This is a genomic window from Seramator thermalis (assembly GCF_004138125.1).
Classification (GTDB): Bacteria; Bacteroidota; Bacteroidia; order Bacteroidales; family Dysgonomonadaceae; genus Seramator; species Seramator thermalis.
In genome coordinates this window covers 124541-145351 of record NZ_RXHS01000002.1, presented here as the reverse complement: position 1 = coordinate 145351, position 20811 = coordinate 124541, and the positions used below count along the sequence as shown (strand labels likewise).

The window sequence follows — 20811 nt, the reverse complement described above, 5'->3', positions numbered from 1 at the left end:
GTTTCGATAAACCGTTGCAAGGTATGAAATTATTTTAAAAGCAAGACAGTAACCTTAAGACAAAGATCGAGAAAAATAATTCTTGCGTTGCCGTTTTGCTCTATTTGCCGATAGGCAAGCGAAAACTCATCGTTGAGAGCTTCCACGTTTCTCTCGTTGACAAAAGGAGAAAAACGTACACCAAACTCCGCTTCGTCGCTATTAAGATAAACCATCTGCGGTTCGTTGAAATTATTGATAAAATATTCGCGGAACATGCGCAGGCAGTATTGCAAAAAACTCTTCTGCATTTCACGACCGATTCCGGCAATTTCGTTGGCAACCGTCTTCACGTTTTTGATGTTTCGCGATACAGAAGCGCGCATCATTGAAACAAACAATTCGAAAAACCTTTTTGTTTCGTCCGAGGATTCAATAATTTCGACAGCTTTCGAAAAACTGCCATTGGCAATATGTGCTACAGAAAAGCCCTCTTCGGGCGAAAGAGAATAATGTTGACGAATAGCTTGGAGCATTTCATCGTGTTCGATAGCCCGAATGTGAATCGGTTGACAACGCGACTGAATGGTTGGCAGCACATTTTCCAAATCCTCAGAAACCAGCAGAAAAACGGTGTTTCCGGGTGGCTCCTCGATCATCTTCAACAGTTTGTTGGCACAGGCTTCGTGCATTTTTTCGGGCAACCATACAATCATGATTTTGTATTTTGCCTCATACACTTTCAGATTGAGTTTGCGAATAATTTCGTCGCTCTCTTTGGCGTAAATCATTCCCTGCGCATTCTGCGCATCAATAAAGTTGAGCCATTTATTGAGATTGAAATAAACATTTTGAGAGAGAAATTCTCGCCATTCGGGTAAATACTCGTCGGAAACTTTCGATTTGACCACCGGAAACACAAAATGCAAATCGGGATGTTCAAACTTATCGAATTGAATGCAGGATCTACACTTGCCGCAGGCATCATTTTCTCCGGGATTTTGGCAATTGAGATAGCGGGCATAAGCAATAGCCAACGGCAGCTTACCCACTCCTTCGGGCCCGTAGAACATACGGGCATGGGGAACAAATCCCCGATGAACGGAGTCGATAAGTTGTCGTTTCACATCGTGCAATCCTATTACGTCGCGAAAATACATACCGAATGTTTATCTAAACTTTCCACAAAAATAATGAAAATACGCCGACAAAAAAAGTGACGACTTTTTATGCCGCCACTTATGATGATTTATTCTTATTGAATAGTAGAAACCGAATTTACAAAAACTATTCGGGATCAGGCATTTTCGTTCAGATCAGGTTTGTAGTAAGCCATATCCTCGATGCGCGATTTGGTAACGAAATTGTAATTTTTGATAACTTCGGTTTGTCCGTAATGAATATAAACTTCGGCTGATCTGCGAAACATTTCGGGATCAGCATTCGCATCCTGCAAGAGTAAGTGTCCCATAATAATATGGCCGGCACATTCTACCAAACGACGTGCATGAAAATCGAGATATTCTTCATCCTTAGGCGAAGTTACGATTTCGACCAGCTTTTCATACATTTGCGCCATTTTCGACAAGGTGCGTTTGAGGGATTCCAATTCGGGCGATACAGGCATTGCCTCATATTCGCGAATGCGTTGCAAGTAAGTGCCGGTAGTAACGTGCCTAATGGCTGCAACGACCTGCAGTTGTGTAGTTCCTTCGTAAATGTTGGTAATGCGGGCATCGCGATAGAGGCGTTCGCATTTGTAATCTTTCATAAAGCCCGAACCACCATGCACCTGAATAGAATCGTAAGCATTCTGATTGGCATATTCGCTGGTCATACCTTTACCGAGAGGAGTGAATGCATCGGCCAAACGCGAATAATATTTCAATTCGTCTTTTTCTTCGGGCGTGAGTTTGCGTTCACGCGAAATATCTTCGAGTGTTTTATACATATCCACGAATCGGCAGGTTTCGTAAAGCATCGAACGCGAAGCGTCAGTTTTGGCCCGCATATTGGAAAGCATTTCGTAAACGGCCGGAAATTCGATAATAGCTTTCCCGAATTGGCGACGTTCGATGGCATAGTTGTACGCCTCGCGTGTTGCAGCTTCGGAAATTCCTACCGACTGAGCCATGATTCCCAAACGAGCTCCGTTCATGAGCGACATCACATATTTGATCAGTCCCATACGTCGCGTACCTACCAATTCGGCTTTGGCATTTTTGAAAACCAATTCGCAGGTAGGCGCGCCCTTGATACCCATTTTGTTTTCGATGCGGCGCACCGTAACGCCACCACTATTTTTATCATAAATAAACATCGAAAGGCCGCGCGCATCTTTCGTGCCTTCTTCAGAACGGGCAAGCACCAGATGAATATCGGCATCGCCATTGGTGATGAATCGCTTAACGCCATTCAAATACCATTGCTTTTCGGCTTCGTTATAGGTTGCCTTGAGCATCACAGCCTGCAAATCCGATCCGGCGTCTGGCTCGGTAAGGTCCATCGACATGGTTTGTCCCTTGACGATGCGTGGCAAATATTTTTCGCGTTGCGATTCATCGGCAAATTCATAAATGGTTTCGCCACAATCCTGCAACATCCAAATATTCTGAAAACTTGCATCGGCGCGACTAACGATATCTGCCGACATCATGTAGGGCACCATCGGGAAATTGAGTCCCCCGAAACGTCGAGGAAGCCCCATCCCCATCAGTTCGGCTTTGTTGAGAGCATCGATATTGTCCTGTGTTTGAGGAGCATAAGTAACTCTTCCATTCGAAAGAGTAGGTCCGGTATGATCCACTTCTTCGGAATTAGGCTCAATAATTTCACCACAAATTTCTCCCACAACTTCGAGGACTTTGTCGTAGCTGTCCATTGCATCTTCGAAATCCATAGGTGCATAATCATATTTTTCGGCATCTGCATAATTGCGTTCTCTCAATTCTACAATTCGCTTCATCAGCGGATGCTGAAGATAATGTTTGAATTGTGGCGTATCGGTATAAAAGTTTGGCATAGCTTGAATTATTTTTTTAAGAACCGGAAAACTAGAAGATGAAAGTCGGGAAAAATGCTCCATTCTTCTCTTATCGCTTCTTATTTCCCATTTCTCGATTCTTAACGATTTTTATTTTGAATTCTTCTTATAATACTTGATCATTTTCGGAATCACCTTTTCAATTTCGCCGGTAATCACGTAATCGGCAATCGAGTTGATAGGTGCATTCGGGTCGCTATTGATAGAAATAATCAGCGAACTGTCCTGCATTCCGGCAATGTGCTGAATCTGTCCGGAAATACCACATGCGATATACACTTTAGGATGAACGGTAAGGCCGGTTTGTCCGATTTGACGTTCGTGTTCGGCAAATCCTGCATCTACTGCAGCACGCGAAGCTCCGACTTCGGCTCCGAGCAGATCGGCAAGTTCGTAGAGCAATTGGAAATTTTCTTTCGAACCAACACCATATCCTCCTGAAACAATAATTGGCGAATTTTTGATATTGATTTTCGATTTTTCGATATGACGATCGATAATGGAAACTACAAAATCCGTATCTTTCACATAATCGTTCACCGTATGTTCTACAGTTTCGCCCTTGTAATTGGCGTCATAAATTTCCTTTTTCATCACGCCTTCGCGCACGGTTGCCATTTGCGGACGATGATCGGGATTGACAATCCAGGCTACAATATTTCCACCAAAAGCGGGACGAATCTGATAAAGAAGATTTTCGTAAACTTTTCCGAGTTTCTTTTCTTCGTGGTTCCCGATTTCAAGTGAAGTACAATCGGCAGTCAGTCCGCTTCCGAGTGCTGATGAAACACGCGGGCCCAAATCGCGACCGATGATGGTAGCTCCCATCAAGCAAATTTGCGGTTTTTCCTGCTTAAAGAGGTTTACCAAAATAGAGGTATGGGGTAAAGTTGTGTAAGGCGAAAGGCGGGAATCATAAAACACGTGCAACACGTCAACGCCATAGGGAAAAACTTGTTTTTCGATGCTGTCCAATTTATCGCCTGCAGCAATGGCTTCGAGCTTGCAGCCTAACTGATTGGCCAGCGAACGGCCCTTAGTGAGCAGTTCGAGACTTACATCGGCTACCACACCTTCGTCAATTTCCAAATATACAAAGATATTGTTCATATTTTAATTCGATTTTTATTTTAAAAAATAAGAAATGATTTACGAAGCAGAGTCAGTGCGGATTATGATGCTCCAAAATGAAAACGCATACACACTGTAAGAAAATTCCACTTCGCAGAAGGCATTAGCCGATCATGTGATTTTCGATAAGTTCCTTAACGAGCTCTTCGATGTCGTAATCGTTGTCGGTGAGGCGTTTGCTTTCTTTCGCCTGAAAAACTACATTCTCGATTTTTTTCACTTTGGTAGGCGAACCCGACAAACCACACTGTTTGACATCGGCATCGACATCTACCACGCTCCATTCGGTGAGATTGAGATAGGGACGACTGCTGTAGATATCGATGTAATCGATGTTTTCGTTCTGACGTTCGGTAATGGTTTTCGCGTGTTTGTATTTTTGCAGCAATTTGGCATTTCGAGGTCTGCAAGCACGTGCAGAACCATTAACAGTTACAACGGCCGGCAGTGGACTTTCAACAATTTCGACCCCATTTTCGAGACGTCTTTTCACGCGAACTTTTCCGTTGCCGATATTCAAAATTTCTTCGGCATAGGTGATTTGTGGAATCCCGAGCTTTTCGGCCACCTGAGGACCTACTTGAGCCGTATCGCCATCAATAGCCTGACGACCCGAAATAATAATATCAAAATTTCCGATTTTGCGGATAGCCATCGACAACGCATAGGATGTGGCCAGCGTATCGGCACCGGCGAAAGCACGGTCGGTGAGCAAAACGCCATCGTCAGCACCCCGAAACAAACCTTCGCGCAGAATGTCGGCTGCACGTCCGGGTCCCATCGTCAAAACGGTAATTTTAGATCCGGGATATTGATCTTTAATTTCAAGAGCTTGTTCCAAGGCATTTAAATCCTCAGGATTGAAGATTGCGGGCAAAGCGGCTCGATTTACAGTTCCGTCGGCCTTCATGGCATCCTTTCCCACGTTTCGGGTGTCGGGCACTTGTTTGGCCAACACAATGATATTAAACGTCATTTCTTATATGTTTAGAATTAGTTTTTGGAGTTGGCAAATATACAATAATTTCATTTTTCAACGACAGTTTTGGTCGAAAAAACTCTTGATGGCGAATTTACCGTTAATCATATCGAGTCTGATTTTTTCGGCAAAACAACAACAAATAAATTCACCATTGGCGAAATATTTCGTTTTTATCAAATAATTTCTTATAAAAAGAGTATATTTGCGAACACTAATTTCATTGAATAACTTTCTAACAAAAAAAATGATCATGGATAAACCCTATGTAGTAGGTATCGATGTAGGCGGCACAAACACCGTAGTAGGCATCGTAGACAAGCGAGGACAAATATTAAAAGGCGGCAGCATCAAAACCGCAAAACACGTCAATGTTGAAAATTATTTGGACGAACTGACCGAGCTTATCAATGATTTGATTTCTGAAACAACTACCAAAGATCAAATTAAGGGAATCGGAGCAGGCACACCAAACGGTAATTATTTTACCGGAAGTATCGAATTTGCGCCAAACCTCCCCTGGAAAGGAGTGATACCTTTCGCACAAATGTTGGAAGATCGTACAGGCATACCCGTAGCATTAACAAATGATGCCAACGCAGCTGCAATTGGCGAAATGACTTATGGTGCCGCACGCGGAATGAAGGATTTCATTGTTATTACGCTTGGGACGGGAGTTGGAAGCGGAATTGTCGTGAACGGACAACTTGTTTACGGTCATGATGGTTTTGCAGGAGAACTCGGCCATGTAATCATGCGCCGAAACAACGGACGCTTGTGCGGTTGCGGCCGTACGGGATGTTTAGAGGCTTATGCTTCGGCTACGGGCGTTGCCCGCACTGCACGCGAATACCTCGAAATCCGACCGGATGCAAAAACATTACTTCGAAATATTCCTGTTGAAGACATCACATCAAAAGATGTTGCCGAAGCCGCCAATGCCGGAGACGAACTGGCAAAGGAAATTTTCCATTACACAGGATCAATGCTTGGCGAAGCATTCGCGGATTTTGTCGCGTTTTCGAGTCCTGAAGCAATTATCCTTTTTGGCGGATTATCCAAAGCCGGAGATCTCATCATGGATCCCATTCACGAGAGCATGGAAAGAAATTTGCTCCCTATTTTCAGAAACAAAGTTAAGCTTCTCTTCTCCGAACTTAAAGAAAGCGATGCAGCCGTTTTAGGGGCAAGCGCGCTTGGATGGGAAGTAAGATAGGATATATTTTGTATTTCTCGAAAAACAACCATCATTCAAATCGATGGTTGTTTTTTGTTATTTGGCTCAAAATGTTGATATTGATCACAAACTATTGAAGGTTTGGCAGCAAAAGTATAAAAAAATGATTACTTTTGCACGTCAGTAAGATTAAATCAACTAAAACAAATTTGAATGAAAACAGCTTATGTTTTTCCCGGCCAAGGCGCCCAATTCGTGGGTATGGGGAAAGAGCTATATGAATCGTCGCCGAAGGCGAAAGAATTGTTCGAAAAAGCGAACGAAATATTAGGATTTCGTATTACAGATCTTATGTTCAACGGAACAGAAGAAGATCTGCGTCAAACGAAGGTAACCCAACCGGCCGTTTTTCTTCATTCCGTTATTTTGGCCCTTACATCGGACGATTCCGGCAAACCCGACATGACTGCAGGTCATTCATTAGGCGAATTTTCGGCATTAGTCGTAGCCGGTGCTCTATCTTTCGAAGATGGACTAAAACTGGTTTACAAACGTGCATTGGCAATGCAGAAAGCCTGCGAAGTAAAACCTTCGGGAATGGCTGCAATCCTTGCACTTCCCGATGAAAAGGTTGAGGAAATCTGTGCATCCGTTGATGAAGTGGTTGTACCGGCCAATTATAATTGTCCCGGTCAAATCGTCATTTCAGGATCATTGGAAGGAATTGAAAAGGCTTGCGAATTGTTGAAACAAGCAGGGGCAAAACGAGCATTGCCTCTTAAAGTGGGAGGTGCATTTCATTCGCCACTGATGGAACCGGCTCGTCAAGAATTGGCCGAAGCTATCGAATCTACTTCGTTTTCGAAACCCGCATGTCCTGTCTATCAAAATGTTTCTACGATTGGCGAAACTGATCCTAAGGTGATCAAGGCTAATTTGATTGCACAATTAACAGCTCCCGTCAAATGGACGCAGTCAGTTCGTAACATGATTGCCGATGGCGCGACCCATTTCGTTGAATTCGGACCGGGTAATGTGTTACAAGGGCTTATTTCGAAAATCGACTCAAACGTTAGCGTATCGGGTAAGCAATAGATTTGTGGATATCTGCACATTAATCAACAACCCGAGTATCCATAAAAAGATAACGGGTTGTTGTTATTTATTCATCTATCATATTTATAGGAGCAAAGAAAATAATCTCAAATTGGGTTGCGCGAAAATTTCGAACAAACCATTTTTACATTTACTTCTGTCATAATAGGCATGAACGAATCGGGAAAAAAAGTTGTAACTATCATGATCCACATATATTGTCGTTCCAAACACGGCAATAAAGACACGTTATGTTATGAATGTGAGGAACTAAAAAACTATGCACAATCGAGGCTCGAACATTGTCCTTACGGCGATAACAAACCCACCTGCAATACTTGCCCCATTCACTGCTACAGACGAGATATGAAAGTACGCATAAAAGAAGTAATGCGTTTCTCCGGACCTCGTATGCTGTTCGTTCATCCGATTGAAACACTGAAACATTTTCGCAAAGAATACAAACGAAAAAGGCTTTTTTAGCCGAAAATAGCGGCGATAAAAATATGACGACACTTACCAAAAATGCAATACTGGCAGATATTTTATCGGAACATATCGAATTGATTCCCGTAGCTCAACGATTTGGAATTCATTTGGGTGTAGGCGACAAAACGATTCAGGAGCTTTGCGAGGCAAACCAATTGAACGCCGATTTTATTGTTACATTATTTAATGTGTATATCGACGAAAACTATTTTCCGGAAAAAAAACTTTCGTCATTCGCGATTCATCCGGTAATCGAATACTTCGAACATACCGCCGAATCTTACATTCGAGATTCTGTTCCCAATATCGAGAAACATCTAAATGCCCTTATTGCCGTTAGTGGCGGAACTGATCATAAAGAATTGCAATTGTTGCATGAGATATTCTTGCAATTCAAAACGGAACTTACTTTGCTTCTTCAGCAAGAAATGAGTCGGACAGTGGATTATCCGCATGAATTGTTGAACGATTTGAAAAATATTCTTATCAGGCTTGTTTCTGCCTCTTGCAATCAGAACTTATGTTATGCCGTGATTTTTTCGATCAACAGTTTGCAGAAAGATCTATTCATTCATAATCGATTGAAAACAAAAATTCTCGATCCTAAACTAAAAGAACTTAACGAAAAAGAATTGGATGTTTTGAAGCATTCGGCAAACGCTCCGAAAGAAAATTTGGAGGAAAAGAAAATCAAACTTACTCCACGAGAAGAAGAAGTTTTGAAACTTATAGCTACCGGTTATTTGAATAAAGAGATAGCCGACCGGCTCAATATAAGTCTTAATACGGTGTTGACACACCGCAAAAATATCATTGCCAAAACGGGAATAAAAACCGTTTCGGGACTTACGTTTTACTGCATTTCAAACGGACTGTTGTCGCCCGACTTTATTCCCGAACGACCTCATAAATAAAATTGAAAAATTATGAAACGAGATTCGAATCTCAGCTTTCTTGACGTAGCTCACAGCAATTGGGGCGAAATCAAATCGCATCGATATGATGCAGCAATTCTCCCCTGGGGAGCCATAGAACCACACAATTTTCACCTACCCTATCTTACAGACTGCATCCTCTCGTACGAAATAGCCGTCGACAGTGCAAATCTCGCCTTCGAAAAATCAGGAACGAAAAATATGGTAATGCCTCCGGTATATTTCGGCTCGCAAAATCCCGGCCAATGGAATTTGCCGTTTTGCATACATACCAATACAGAAACCCAAAAAGCAATTCTTTCGGATATCATAGATTCGCTTTATGTGCAAGGTCTTCGCAAAATGGTTATCGTGAACGGGCACGGGGGCAACAGCTTCAAATCTATAGTTCGCGACTTGGCAAAAGTCTATCCCGATTTTTTTATCGTTGTCGCGAATTGGTACGATTTCATCCCAACAACCGATTATTTCGAAGAATTTCCCGACGAACATGCCGGCGAACAAGAAACTTCCGTCATGCTTTATTATCATCCCGAATGGGTGAAACTCGAAAATGCAGGTGAAGGCAATGCCCGTCTTTGGCCGGTTAATGAGCTAAACAAAAAAACCGGATGGGCACCCCGAAACTGGAGTTACACAACCCGGGATACAGGAATCGGAAATCCTAAAAAATCAACCGGCGAAAAGGGAGGACGCTATGCAAAAGCCGTCATAGAACGAATAGCAGAACTTCTCATCGAGCTCAATTCATTAGATTTAAAAACCGATTAAAATTCATCTTATTTTTTTGTATGTGTTTCTCGCTAATAAGATTTTTTTAATGAGAAAATCGATTTGTCAAAGTTCCACATTTTCGAATCTCATTTTGGCCGGAATAAACTCTCGAAACGTTTTTTTAACTAAACATTTTGTCGTAATTTTGCGCTTTCATTGAGTGCTGAAATAGAATGATTTCACTCACTTTCTTAAGAAATCGTTCAGGAAGCGGACAAAAAGCTATTATAGAAACCCAATATAATAAATAACAAGTAATTATGAGTAATCAGAGAGAAAAACTCTTTACCGAATTTCCTCCCGTTTCCACGCAGGAGTGGATGGAGAAAATCACTGCCGACCTCAAAGGCGCCGATTTTCAGAAGAAATTGGTATGGAGAACGAACGAAGGTTTTGATGTAAATCCCTTTTATCGGGAAGAAAACATCAAAGGTTTTTCATGGCTCGACAATCTGCCGGGCCAATTCCCCTATGTGCGAAGCACGCGTAAAAACAACATCTGGTATGTTCGTCACGAAATTGACGTAAAAGACTTTGTCGAAGCCAATCAAAAGGCATTAAAGCTGCTTGAAAGAGGCGTCACTTCGCTTGGATTTCACATTCCTAAAAATGCGATTTCGATCGAAAACATTGCAACACTTCTCGACGGAATTTCACCCGAAAAAGTAGAATTGAACTTCAAAACGTGCATCAGTCGAACGGTTGAACTGGCAAAAGTAGTTGTAAATTACATTCTTTCCCGCAATGTAGATGTAATGAAATGTTTTGGATCAATCGAGTTTGATCCTTTCAGAAAAATTCTGAAAAAAGGTCAGGACGTTCCTGATTGGGTGGAACAGGCTGCCGAAATGGTGCAAATCGCTGCTCCACTGCCTCGATTCAAAGCAATCTCGATTACCGGAAACATGTTCAACGATGCCGGTGCATATAGTTATCAGGAATTGGGTTATGCCTTGTCTTATGGGAATCAGGTATTAAGTGCTCTTGTAGAGAAAGGATTGAACCCGACTTTAACAGCCAAAAAAATTAAATTTGAATTTGGGGTTGGTTCCAATTATTTTATGGAAATTGCCAAATTTCGTGCTGCACGCTGGTTGTGGGCCGAAATCGTAAATGCTTACAAGCCGGTATGTCCCAACGATTGCGATAACAAGGCACCCGACGGCACTTGCCGATGTGCCGCTAAAATGAATATACACGCTATTACTTCGAAATTTAATCAAACGATATACGATCCTTATGTTAATATGCTTCGCACGCAAACCGAATCGATGTCGGCAACCATTGGCGCTGTAGATTCGCTCACGGTTCGTCCGTTTGACGAAGCATTTGAAACACCTACCGAATTTGGGGAACGAATTGCCGTAAATCAGCAATTGTTGCTTAAAGAGGAATCGCATTTCGATAAAATCACCGATCCGTCTGCCGGTTCGTATTACATAGAAAATCTGACATTTTCACTTGCCCAACAAGCTTGGAAGCTCTTTCTCGAAACCGAAGAGACCGGCTTTTATCAGGCACTGAAATTGGGCAAAATACAGGATGCCATTGATACTTCTGCACAGGCTCGTGCAAAAGCTTTGGCCAATCGAAAGGAAATTTTGCTTGGAACAAATCAATATCCTAATTTTTCGGAATCGATGGCTGAAAAAATGCAGAAGTCGGACGATCATTCATGTGGGTGTAGCAATGGCGAGAATACTCAGCTTAAGAAACTTAACATGACTCGTTTGTCCGATCCCTTTGACACGTTGCGATTGGCAACCGAACGCTCCGGCAAACGCCCGAAAGTATTCATGCTTACCATTGGCAATTTGGCTATGCGCTCGGCACGCTCACAATTTTCGAGCAATTTCTTCGGCTGTGCCGGTTATGAGATTATCGACAATCTTGGATTTAACACAGTGCAAGATGGAATTAATGCCGCACGCGAAAAAAATGCCGATATCGTTGTTCTTTGTTCGAGCGACGATGAATATGCCGCTCTGGCTCCTGAAGCTTTTGAATTGATCAAAGGCGGAAAGGAAATTTTTGTTGTGGCCGGAGCTCCCGAATGCATGGAAGAACTCAAAGCAAAGGGTATTGAGTATTTCATCAATGTTCGCAGTAATATACTCGAAACATTGAGAATGTTTAATACTTTGTTAGGGATAAAATAAAAAGCATGAGCGGAAAGAAAAACATACAGGATTGGATAATTGCAACACGTCCGTGGTCGTTTCCCGCTTCCACAATGCCCGCATTAATTACCATTTCTTACCTTTTTTTCGTGCGGAACGAATTGATGGTAAATATAAATTGGGTATATGGAGTACTCGCATTTTTGGGAGCGGCAATTTTTCAGGCAAGTGGCAATCTGATAAGCGATTATTTTGATTATCGGCATGGGGTCGATCGTAAGGAATCTTTCGGATCGAGCCGTATGTTGGTTGATGAAATTTTTCGTCCCGAAACCATACTTCGCTTCGGAATCATATTGCTTTTTATTGGGATAGCACTTGGATTGTTTCTCTTTGCCAAAACGGGTGTAGAACTGCTTTGGATTGGATTTATCGGCGCGTTAGCCACTTATTTCTATTATAAATTGAAGTTTGCCGCATTAGGCGATTTCGTCATTTTTATCGTTTATGGCCCGTTAATCGGGTTAGGAACGGCATTTGTGATGACCGATCAATTGATGTGGAACACCGTGCTCCTTAATATTCCGGTTGCCTTTTTAGTGGTAAACATTCTTCATTCAAACAATATGCGCGACATTCGTGATGATGGTAAAGCCAACATCAAGACTCGCGCTATGGTAATGGGAATAAAAAAATCCAAAATTCAATATCTTGTATTGGCTGTCGGAGCATATTTAGGCATTATTGTAATGGTCGTTCTCGGTATGCTTCATCCTCTTACCCTTATCGTTTTTCTTTCAGCCCCAATCGAAATGAAGAATATAAAGCTAATGTTGACGGCAGAGGTCGAAAAGCCCGAACTGATTAAAGATTTGGATGCCAATTCGGCGCAACTTGTGCTGATATTTAGTTTATTATTGTCCATTGCCAACTTTATTGCACCCGTATTATGAAAAAAGTTATTTTTGCCGCATTTACTGCTGCTCTTTTGTGGTTCGTCATGTTTTCGCCATGGACGAAAGATCATGTCAATTTTTGGATCACGATGGGCTTTTCGGCTTTAGTCCTCATTTCGATGAGCTACTTTTGGGGCGAAAATCTCAAGCGGCAGTTTTCTTTTTCTGTTAAGGATATTCTCATTGGTATAGGTTCGGCCGTTGTATTATATGGCATTTTTTACATCGGAGATATTCTTTCGAAATTGATGTTTGATTTTGCGGCCGGTCAGGTAGCAAACATCTATCAAATGAAAGAAGGCGAAAACGAACTTTATCTCGGGTTACTGCTCATTCTGCTTGTAGGTCCTGCCGAAGAAATTTTTTGGCGTGGATACATCCAGCGATCGCTCGAACCAAAATATGGAGGATGGACCGCTATGATAGCTACAGCTTTAATATACACGTTGGTGCATATCTGGTCGTTCAATTTCATGCTCATCATGTCGGCGCTGGTATGCGGAATTTTTTGGGGCTTGCTTTATAAATACAATAAAAATCTGGTAACACTGATCGTTTCACATGCTTTGTGGGATGTTTCGGTATTCGTGCTGTTCCCGATATTGTGAGTTAATCTCGCGAAAGGGCAGAATTACAATTTTTGAAATAACATCAAACTCCTCTTTTGAGGAAGATAAAATAAAATTTATGAAACCTAATTTCAACAACATCGACATTAAATCGGCCGGCTTTGAGACAACGAATGCTGCCGAATGGGCCGAGAAAAATGAGATCAAAGCCGATTGGCTGACTCCGGAACAAATTCCGGTGAAACCTGTATATACAAAAGAAGATTTGGAAGGCATGGAGCACCTCAACTATGCTGCAGGCATTCCTCCGTTTTTACGTGGGCCGTATTCTACGATGTACGTTATGCGCCCGTGGACGATTCGTCAGTATGCCGGATTTTCGACTGCTGAAGAATCGAACGCCTTTTACCGTCGTAATTTGGCTTCGGGACAAAAAGGATTGTCCGTTGCCTTCGACCTCCCTACACATCGTGGTTACGATGCGGACAATGAACGCGTGGTAGGCGATGTAGGCAAAGCCGGTGTATCCATTTGTTCGGTTGAAGATATGAAAGTGCTTTTCGATGGCATCCCTCTCAACAAAATGTCTGTATCGATGACGATGAACGGAGCTGTTCTTCCAATTCTTGCCTTTTATATCGTTGCAGCTCAGGAACAAGGTGCTCAACTCGACGAAATGGCCGGAACCATTCAGAACGATATTCTCAAGGAGTTTATGGTGCGCAATACCTATATTTATCCGCCCGATTTTTCGATGAGAATTATCGCCGATATCTTTGAATTTACGTCACAAAAGATGCCGAAATTCAATTCCATTTCCATTTCGGGATATCACATGCAGGAAGCAGGTGCTACGGCCGATATCGAATTGGCGTATACATTGGCCGACGGCATCGAATATCTGCGTGCAGGCATCAATGCCGGCATCGATATTGATGCATTTGCTCCCCGTCTGTCGTTTTTCTGGGCAATCGGCATGAATCATTTCATGGAAATAGCCAAAATGAGAGCAGCTCGCTTGTTGTGGGCAAAAATTGTAAAAAGTTTTGGTGCCAAAAATCCAAAATCAATGGCTTTGCGCACTCACAGCCAAACATCGGGATGGTCGCTCACCGAGCAGGATCCTTACAACAACGTCGGACGTACCTGTATCGAGGCTATGGCTGCCGCTCTGGGACACACCCAATCGCTGCACACCAATGCTCTTGACGAAGCAATAGCATTGCCGACCGATTTTTCGGCGCGTATTGCCCGCAACACCCAGATTTACATTCAGGAAGAAACCTACATCACCAAAGAAATCGATCCATGGGCAGGTTCGTACTACGTAGAAACGCTTACCCACGAACTGGCACACAAGGCATGGGATTTGATTCAGGAAATCGAAAAGCTAGGCGGTATGGCTAAAGCCATCGAGACCGGAATTCCGAAAATGCGCATCGAAGAAGCTGCAGCTCGCACTCAGGCTCGTATCGATTCGGGAGCACAAGTTATTATCGGCGTCAATCGCTACCGTCTCGATCACGAAGAGCCTATCGACATTTTGGAAGTGGATAACACCGAAGTACGCAAACAGCAAATTGAACGTTTGAAAGCTCTTAGAGCTTCACGTGACAACGATGCCGTGAAAAAAGCACTCGATGCCATCACCAAATGTGTCGAAACGGGTGAAGGAAATCTTCTCGAACTTTCGATAGAAGCGGCACGCGTTCGCGCTACATTGGGCGAAATATCGGATGCTTGCGAAAAAGTAGTTGGCAGATACAATGCCGTAATTAGAACAATTTCAGGAGTGTATTCATCAGAATCGAAATCAGACGCACTGCTCGAAGAAGCACGTGCTCTCACCGACAAATTTGCGAAAAAAGAAGGCCGCAGACCTCGAATTATGATTGCAAAAATGGGGCAGGACGGCCATGATCGTGGTGCTAAAGTAGTTGCAACCGGTTATGCCGATTGTGGATTTGATGTAGATATGGGACCTTTGTTTCAAACTCCTGCAGAAGCCGCTCGTCAAGCCGTTGAAAACGATGTGCATGTGTTGGGCGTTTCTTCGCTTGCTGCCGGTCACAAAACCTTGATTCCGCAAGTGATCGAAGAACTGAAAAAACTTGGTCGTCCCGACATCATTGTTATTGCCGGAGGCGTAATTCCACCTCAGGATTACGACTTTCTCTATAAAGCCGGAGTAGCAGCCATCTTTGGGCCCGGTAGTCCTGTTACCAAATCGGCCTGCGAAATTATGCATATCCTTTTGGATGAGAACGAATGATGATTTTTTCATTTATTTCTATAAAAGGAACCGTCTCCCATTCGAGACGGTTTTTTCATGGACTTTCGGCTTCACAATAATCGCAATCACTTATCTTTGCATTTATTAATTCCCAAAATATGTCCAACTCACATTCCAAACGAAAAGAATATATCGGACTTTCGCCTTATGAATTGAAATATCGGGGCGAAAAGCGAGGTGAGAAAATACGCATGACGGTTTTCGACATAAAACTCGATGAAGTTCGCGAGTTAAATATCGAATCGACAGAGCAATTGAAAGAATTTGTCGATTCCGATTCTACAACATGGTTAAATGTTGATGGGTTGCACAATGAAGCTGTCATGCGCGAAATCTCTGCCCTATTCAATATTCCGGCCAACATTATGTCCGATGTGATGGATCCTTCGCTAAGACCTCAAATTAAAGATTTTGACAACGGAATTTTTGCTTCGATAAAAATGTTGGAATACGACGAAAAGTCGAATATCGTAAAAGTGGACAATTTATGTCTTTTGGTAATGAATCGATTGCTTATTTCGTTTCAGGAGGAGGCAGGCGATTTATTTGATCCGGTTCGTGAACGCATCAGAAAACATAAAACCAAAATTCGAACCGGCGGATCGGACTATTTGGCTTTTGCACTGCTCGATGTCGTCATCGATCATTATAATTATATTTTGGGCGTTTACGGCGAGAAGGTAGAGACGCTCGAAGAACGGCTTGTATTGAATGCTACGGGTAAGGACGTGCTGAGTATTCTGAATATTTTTAAGCGGGAGCTTAACAATTTGCGGCGGGATATTAGGCCGGCCAAAGAGATGGTGATGAATTTGGTGAAATTGGATACCGATTACATTCAGGACGAAAATCGAACACATTATCGTGAATTGCAGGAAAATATCAATCAGGCTGCCGAGATGCTCGATTATTACCGCGAAGTGCTTTACGATGAACTCGATACCTACCATTCGGCCATGAGTACCAAACTGAATGATATTATGGCGGTACTTACAATTTTTTCGGTTGTTTTCATTCCGATCACCTTTTTGGCCGGCGTTTACGGAATGAATTTCGACAATATGCCCGAATTGCATACAAAATACGGCTATTTTGTTTTATGGGGAGTGATGATAGTCATTGCCATTTTCATGCTTATTTATTTCAAACGGAAGAAGTGGTTCTGAAAATGCCGCGACTGTAGCCATTTTTAGGGAGCAAGACGATTCATCTGCCAGATTTCTTTATTTCTGTAATAAGCTATGCGATCGTGCAATCGATTGGGGCGACCTTGCCAAAATTCAATCAACTGGGGAATGACAATGAATCCGCCCCAATGTGAGGGACGAGGAATTGGTAGATTATTCATTAGTTTTTTTTCATATTCACGAAATGAATTATCCAATGTCTCCCTGTCTTCGATTATTTGGCTTTGAGGTGAAGTCCATGTACCGATTTGACTGCTAACAGGGCGAGAATGAAAATATAGGTCTGATTCTTCGTTAGAAAGTTTTTCGACGCGTCCCTCTATACGAATTTGACGTTCCATTTCGTGCCAGTCGAAAACCAATGCAGCAAAAGGGTTGGCATTCAGTTCCATTCCTTTACGACTCCGATAGTTAGTGAAAAACACAAAACCACGTTCATTCGATTCTTTCAAAAGTACGCATCGGGCTGATGGCTTTCCTTCAGGGGTGGATGTGGCAAGGATCATGGCATTGGGTTCGGGCATTCCGAATCGGATTGCATCCTCCATCCACTGTTCGAACTGAAGCATCGGATTGCTTTCCATTTGACTTTCTAAAAGCACATTCCCAATATATTCTTTTCGAAAACCCGATAAGTCAGTCATAGTAATCCGTCTTAATATAAAAAAAGGCTGCTTACATAACTTTGCTTTGATGTAAACAACCTCTATAAAATTGATGAAAAAGTTTATTTTTTAGGAGTGCTTGTAGCGGTTTTCTGCTCCTTATTATCTGAAGTTTTTTTTGAACAACATTCTTTGCTTTTCTCTTCACTCTTCTTGTCGCAGCAGGACTTTCCTTCACCATCGGTCTTTTGACAACACTCTGTTTTTGCTTTATCATTCTTCTGAGTTGTTTTGTTATCTTGAGCTATAACTCCTGCTAATGAAGAAAGAGCAAAAAACAGAGTAGCCGATAAAATCATTTTTTTCATAATCATTGTAATTTAGTTTCGTTTCAAATAATTTATTTCCGGCAAATATACGATATCAAAAACAGAAATTGCAAGAATGCATCAGTTAATATTCACTAAATATCCTGAAAAAGAAAAATTTTTCAGATACGTCGTAAGAGCAGTTTTTTCATTATCTTCGTGTTGTTTTATAACACTCATTTTACTCATTGATCGGCAATCATGCAAAAAATAATAAGAGTTGAACAGATTTATAAAAGTTTTGGAGCATTGCAAGTGCTCAAGGGAATCAATTTGGAAGTTAGAAAAGGTGAAATTATATCGGTAGTAGGTCCGAGTGGGGCCGGAAAAACAACTCTACTCATGATCATGGGTACTTTGGAAAAAGCTGATTCAGGAAAAATTTGGATCGATGAAATTGATTTGAGCCGGTTGAGCGAAAAAAAATTGTCGGATTTTCGCAATCAGCATATCGGATTTGTATTTCAATTTCATCAATTGCTGCCTGAATTCACAGCACTCGAAAATGTCATGATTCCCGCGTTGATAGGAAACGCCAAAAGATCGGAAGCCGAAAAAAATGCTAAAGAGTTGCTATCACTCATGCGTTTGACTGATAGAATGGAGCATAAACCCGCACAGCTTTCAGGGGGCGAAAAACAACGCGTAGCCGTCGCTCGGGCGTTAATTAATCGTCCGCGTGTGGTTTTTGCCGATGAACCATCGGGAAGTCTGGACAGTGATAACAAAGCCGAACTTCACGCTCTCTTTTTCGAACTTCGCGACAAACTTGATCAGACATTTGTCATTGTTACGCACGATGAACAATTGGCATCGATTACCGATCGAACCATTCATCTGATTGACGGCAAAATTGCTTCAGCACAATAATTTTAGACATTCAAACAAACCAAAATCTATATTTTTATGAAAGTAAAAACAATTCTCATGGCAGGAATAATAACAGGAGGAGCATTGCTCTCATGTACGCAACAATCTGAAAAAGGCAAAAGCGGAAAATCCGAAATAATAGGAAAATCTGTTCCAAAAATCGAAAATGGTTTAATGACGCCCGAGGTGCTCTACAGTTTCGGCAGAATAGGGGATGTACGGGTTTCACCCGATCGTTCGAAGATTTTGTATCAGGTAACCTATGTTAGTATTCAGCAAAACAAAACCAATCCCGAATTTTTTGTGATGGATGCCGATGGATCCAATAAAAAACAAATTACACATACAAATTCGCGCGAAAGCAATCCCTGCTGGCTCGATGGAGGCAAAAAAATAGCTTTCTTGAGTAACGAAGGAGACACTTCGCAGATTTGGACGATGAATCTTGACGGAGGCGATCTTGCCAAACTTTCCGAAGATGAAAAAGGAATTGATGGTTTTTTGTTTTCGCCTGACGAAAAGAAAGTTTTATTTGTGAAAAATGTGACGATTAAACAACCCGTATCTGCTCGTTATCCCGATCTGCCTGAAGCATCGGGCCGCATTATAGACGATTTGATGTATAAACATTGGGATCAGTGGGTTACTGAAGTTCCTCATCCCTTTGTTGCGGATGTTGTAAACGGAAAATTACAGAATATAAAAGATTTGCTCGAAGGTGAACCCTACGAATCGCCCATGCTTCCTTGGGGAGGCATTGAGCAACTTGCCTGGAGTCCGGACGGAAAAATTATCGCTTATACTTGTCGAAAAAAAACGGGTAAGGAATACGCCATTTCTACTAATTCCGATATCTATTTTTATGATTTAGCAACCGGCAAAACAACCAATATGACTCAAGGGATGATGGGTTACGACACAAATCCGCGATTTTCACCCGATGGGAAATATCTTGCTTGGCAAAGCATGGAACGTGATGGCTATGAAGCCGATAAAAATCGGTTAATGGTAATGGATTTGGCAACAAGGCAGAAAACATACGTTACCGAAAATTTCGACTATAACACCGATGCTATTCAATGGGCTGATGATAGCCGGCATATTTATCTGATAGCTTGTGTCGAAGCTAAAACACAAATTTTTGTTGCCGACTTTTTAACGAAAGAAGTGAAGCCTGTAACACAGGGGCAGCACGACTATCTTTCCGTAGCATTGGGTGGGCAAGGCAAATTGATTGCCAAACGGCAATCGATGTCCAAACCCGACGAGATTTATTCCGTGGATATTATTTCGGGCAAAGCCACAGAATTGTCGTTCGAAAATAAAGATATTCTCGATCAACTCAAGATGGGGCGTGTGGAAGAGCGTTGGATTCCGACTACTGATGGTAAAAAAATGCTTACCTGGGTAATTTTCCCACCCGATTTTGATTCAACTAAGGTTTATCCGGCTTTATTATACTGTCAGGGCGGACCTCAAAACACGGTCAGTCAGTTCTGGTCGTATCGATGGAACATGCAGATGATGGCCTCTGACGGATATATCATAGTAGCTCCCAATCGAAGAGGATTACCCGGTTTTGGCCAAGAATGGCTCGAACAAATTAGTGGCGATTATGGAGGGCAGAATATGAAAGATTATTTTTCTGCCATCGATGCGCTTGCCAAAGAACCTTATGTGGACAAAAATCATTTGGGATGTACCGGAGCAAGTTATGGGGGCTTTTCTGTCTATTGGCTCGCCGGACATCATAACAAACGATTTAAAGCATTTTGGGCCCATGCCGGCATTTTCAATCTCGAAGCCCAATATCTCGAAACCGAAGAGATGTGGTTTGCCAATTGGGACATGGGTGGCCCTTATTGGGATAAATCGAATGCGATAGCGCAGCGTACGTATGCAAATTCTCCTCACCTTTTCGTTGATAAATGGGATACCCCAATTATGATCAGTCATGGCGAGCTCGATTATCGCATACTTGCTTCGCAAGGGATGATGGCATTCAATGCGGCACAAATGCGCAATATCCCTTCACGAATGTTGATTTTCCCTGACGAAAATCATTGGATTTCGAAACCTCAAAACGGAATCTTGTTTCAACGTGAATTCAAAAGATGGTTCGATGAATGGCTGATGCCTTCTTCAGAAAACAACTCCGACTAAATAAAGAAACAAATGCTTTCCAAATGGCGGAAGCAAATAATTTTTTACAGAAAAAAATATAGATAAAATTTTTGTCTA

The 20811-nt window shown here is 42.1% G+C and carries 18 protein-coding genes; 12 read left to right on the top strand and 6 right to left on the bottom strand.

The window, feature by feature from the left end:
• Window positions 1-29: 29 nt before the first annotated feature.
• The 4 genes from EJN84_RS02755 to EJN84_RS02740 all read right to left on the bottom strand — a co-directional run bounded on the left by EJN84_RS02755 (window position 30) and on the right by EJN84_RS02740 (window position 5129).
• The gene (locus EJN84_RS02755; protein ID WP_129594003.1) at window positions 30-1139 is read right to left on the bottom strand and encodes a DNA polymerase III subunit; all 1110 of its coding nucleotides are present in this window, start codon (window positions 1137-1139) and stop codon (window positions 30-32) included.
• A 137-nt stretch (window positions 1140-1276) separates the two neighbouring features.
• Complete coding sequence (locus EJN84_RS02750; protein ID WP_129594002.1) at window positions 1277-3001, bottom strand: acyl-CoA dehydrogenase family protein; 1725 nt, start codon at window positions 2999-3001, stop codon at window positions 1277-1279.
• Window positions 3002-3112: 111 nt separating this feature from the next.
• Window positions 3113-4132 carry an electron transfer flavoprotein subunit alpha/FixB family protein gene (locus EJN84_RS02745; protein WP_129594001.1) on the bottom strand — a complete coding sequence of 340 codons (1020 nt, stop codon included), beginning with the start codon at window positions 4130-4132 and terminating at the stop codon, window positions 3113-3115.
• A gap of 124 nt (window positions 4133-4256) precedes the next feature.
• Window positions 4257-5129, bottom strand: a complete 873-nt coding sequence (locus tag EJN84_RS02740; protein WP_101487682.1) for an electron transfer flavoprotein subunit beta/FixA family protein — start codon at window positions 5127-5129, stop codon at window positions 4257-4259.
• Between the two features lie 256 nt (window positions 5130-5385).
• Between EJN84_RS02740 and EJN84_RS02735 the strand changes: the two genes are divergently transcribed.
• The 10 genes from EJN84_RS02735 (at window position 5386) to corA (ending at window position 16706) form a co-directional block, all read left to right on the top strand.
• Window positions 5386-6348, top strand: coding sequence for an ROK family protein (locus EJN84_RS02735; protein ID WP_129594000.1), 963 nt, complete (start codon window positions 5386-5388; stop codon window positions 6346-6348).
• A gap of 174 nt (window positions 6349-6522) precedes the next feature.
• Window positions 6523-7404 (top strand): ACP S-malonyltransferase, encoded by an 882-nt coding sequence (fabD, locus tag EJN84_RS02730; protein WP_129593999.1) that lies wholly within the window; start codon window positions 6523-6525, stop codon window positions 7402-7404.
• A gap of 171 nt (window positions 7405-7575) precedes the next feature.
• Window positions 7576-7887: a nitrous oxide-stimulated promoter family protein gene (locus EJN84_RS02725; RefSeq protein ID WP_129593998.1), complete on the top strand. Its 312-nt coding sequence runs from the start codon at window positions 7576-7578 to the stop codon at window positions 7885-7887.
• A 23-nt stretch (window positions 7888-7910) separates the two neighbouring features.
• The gene (locus EJN84_RS02720) at window positions 7911-8807 is read left to right on the top strand and encodes a LuxR C-terminal-related transcriptional regulator (protein WP_101487679.1); all 897 of its coding nucleotides are present in this window, start codon (window positions 7911-7913) and stop codon (window positions 8805-8807) included.
• 12 nt (window positions 8808-8819) lie between these two features.
• The gene (locus tag EJN84_RS02715) at window positions 8820-9599 is read left to right on the top strand and encodes a creatininase family protein (RefSeq protein ID WP_129593997.1); all 780 of its coding nucleotides are present in this window, start codon (window positions 8820-8822) and stop codon (window positions 9597-9599) included.
• Window positions 9600-9862: 263 nt separating this feature from the next.
• Window positions 9863-11761, top strand: a complete 1899-nt coding sequence (mutA, locus tag EJN84_RS02710) for a methylmalonyl-CoA mutase small subunit (protein WP_129593996.1) — start codon at window positions 9863-9865, stop codon at window positions 11759-11761.
• A gap of 5 nt (window positions 11762-11766) precedes the next feature.
• Complete coding sequence (locus EJN84_RS02705; protein WP_129593995.1) at window positions 11767-12675, top strand: prenyltransferase; 909 nt, start codon at window positions 11767-11769, stop codon at window positions 12673-12675.
• Window positions 12672-13286 (top strand): CPBP family intramembrane glutamic endopeptidase, encoded by a 615-nt coding sequence (locus EJN84_RS02700; RefSeq protein ID WP_129593994.1) that lies wholly within the window; start codon window positions 12672-12674, stop codon window positions 13284-13286. Before EJN84_RS02705 ends, EJN84_RS02700 begins: the two co-directional genes overlap by 4 nt.
• Before the next feature lie 79 nt (window positions 13287-13365).
• Window positions 13366-15519, top strand: a complete 2154-nt coding sequence (scpA, locus tag EJN84_RS02695; protein WP_129593993.1) for a methylmalonyl-CoA mutase — start codon at window positions 13366-13368, stop codon at window positions 15517-15519.
• A 119-nt stretch (window positions 15520-15638) separates the two neighbouring features.
• The gene (gene corA, locus EJN84_RS02690) at window positions 15639-16706 is read left to right on the top strand and encodes a magnesium/cobalt transporter CorA (protein WP_129593992.1); all 1068 of its coding nucleotides are present in this window, start codon (window positions 15639-15641) and stop codon (window positions 16704-16706) included.
• A 23-nt stretch (window positions 16707-16729) separates the two neighbouring features.
• Here the strand turns inward: corA and pdxH are convergent, their stop codons facing one another.
• Both pdxH and EJN84_RS02680 read right to left on the bottom strand, forming a co-directional pair.
• Window positions 16730-17371, bottom strand: a complete 642-nt coding sequence (gene pdxH, locus EJN84_RS02685) for a pyridoxamine 5'-phosphate oxidase (RefSeq protein ID WP_129593991.1) — start codon at window positions 17369-17371, stop codon at window positions 16730-16732.
• 83 nt (window positions 17372-17454) lie between these two features.
• Window positions 17455-17700: a hypothetical protein gene (locus tag EJN84_RS02680; RefSeq protein WP_129593990.1), complete on the bottom strand. Its 246-nt coding sequence runs from the start codon at window positions 17698-17700 to the stop codon at window positions 17455-17457.
• 201 nt (window positions 17701-17901) lie between these two features.
• Here EJN84_RS02680 and EJN84_RS02675 point away from each other — a divergent pair, with 201 nt between their 5' ends.
• On the top strand, window positions 17902-18570 hold the full coding sequence (locus EJN84_RS02675; protein ID WP_394343073.1) for an ABC transporter ATP-binding protein: 669 nt from the start codon (window positions 17902-17904) through the stop codon (window positions 18568-18570).
• A gap of 36 nt (window positions 18571-18606) precedes the next feature.
• Window positions 18607-20733: a dipeptidyl-peptidase 5 gene (locus tag EJN84_RS02670; protein ID WP_129593989.1), complete on the top strand. Its 2127-nt coding sequence runs from the start codon at window positions 18607-18609 to the stop codon at window positions 20731-20733.
• Window positions 20734-20811: the final 78 nt, after the last annotated feature.

Excerpts from the sequence above, each read along its gene's own strand:
- EJN84_RS02755 (WP_129594003.1), bottom strand. The coding sequence starts at position 1,139 with ATGTATTTTCGCGACGTAATAGGATTGCACGATGTGAAACGACAACTT.
- EJN84_RS02750 (WP_129594002.1), bottom strand. The coding sequence starts at position 3,001 with ATGCCAAACTTTTATACCGATACGCCACAATTCAAACATTATCTTCAG.
- EJN84_RS02745 (WP_129594001.1), bottom strand. The coding sequence starts at position 4,132 with ATGAACAATATCTTTGTATATTTGGAAATTGACGAAGGTGTGGTAGCC.
- EJN84_RS02740 (WP_101487682.1), bottom strand. The coding sequence starts at position 5,129 with ATGACGTTTAATATCATTGTGTTGGCCAAACAAGTGCCCGACACCCGA.
- EJN84_RS02735 (WP_129594000.1), top strand. The coding sequence starts at position 5,386 with ATGGATAAACCCTATGTAGTAGGTATCGATGTAGGCGGCACAAACACC.
- fabD (WP_129593999.1), top strand. The coding sequence starts at position 6,523 with ATGAAAACAGCTTATGTTTTTCCCGGCCAAGGCGCCCAATTCGTGGGT.
- EJN84_RS02725 (WP_129593998.1), top strand. The coding sequence starts at position 7,576 with ATGAACGAATCGGGAAAAAAAGTTGTAACTATCATGATCCACATATAT.
- EJN84_RS02720 (WP_101487679.1), top strand. The coding sequence starts at position 7,911 with ATGACGACACTTACCAAAAATGCAATACTGGCAGATATTTTATCGGAA.
- EJN84_RS02715 (WP_129593997.1), top strand. The coding sequence starts at position 8,820 with ATGAAACGAGATTCGAATCTCAGCTTTCTTGACGTAGCTCACAGCAAT.
- mutA (WP_129593996.1), top strand. The coding sequence starts at position 9,863 with ATGAGTAATCAGAGAGAAAAACTCTTTACCGAATTTCCTCCCGTTTCC.
- EJN84_RS02705 (WP_129593995.1), top strand. The coding sequence starts at position 11,767 with ATGAGCGGAAAGAAAAACATACAGGATTGGATAATTGCAACACGTCCG.
- EJN84_RS02700 (WP_129593994.1), top strand. The coding sequence starts at position 12,672 with ATGAAAAAAGTTATTTTTGCCGCATTTACTGCTGCTCTTTTGTGGTTC.
- scpA (WP_129593993.1), top strand. The coding sequence starts at position 13,366 with ATGAAACCTAATTTCAACAACATCGACATTAAATCGGCCGGCTTTGAG.
- corA (WP_129593992.1), top strand. The coding sequence starts at position 15,639 with ATGTCCAACTCACATTCCAAACGAAAAGAATATATCGGACTTTCGCCT.
- pdxH (WP_129593991.1), bottom strand. The coding sequence starts at position 17,371 with ATGACTGACTTATCGGGTTTTCGAAAAGAATATATTGGGAATGTGCTT.
- EJN84_RS02680 (WP_129593990.1), bottom strand. The coding sequence starts at position 17,700 with ATGAAAAAAATGATTTTATCGGCTACTCTGTTTTTTGCTCTTTCTTCA.
- EJN84_RS02675 (WP_394343073.1), top strand. The coding sequence starts at position 17,902 with ATGCAAAAAATAATAAGAGTTGAACAGATTTATAAAAGTTTTGGAGCA.
- EJN84_RS02670 (WP_129593989.1), top strand. The coding sequence starts at position 18,607 with ATGAAAGTAAAAACAATTCTCATGGCAGGAATAATAACAGGAGGAGCA.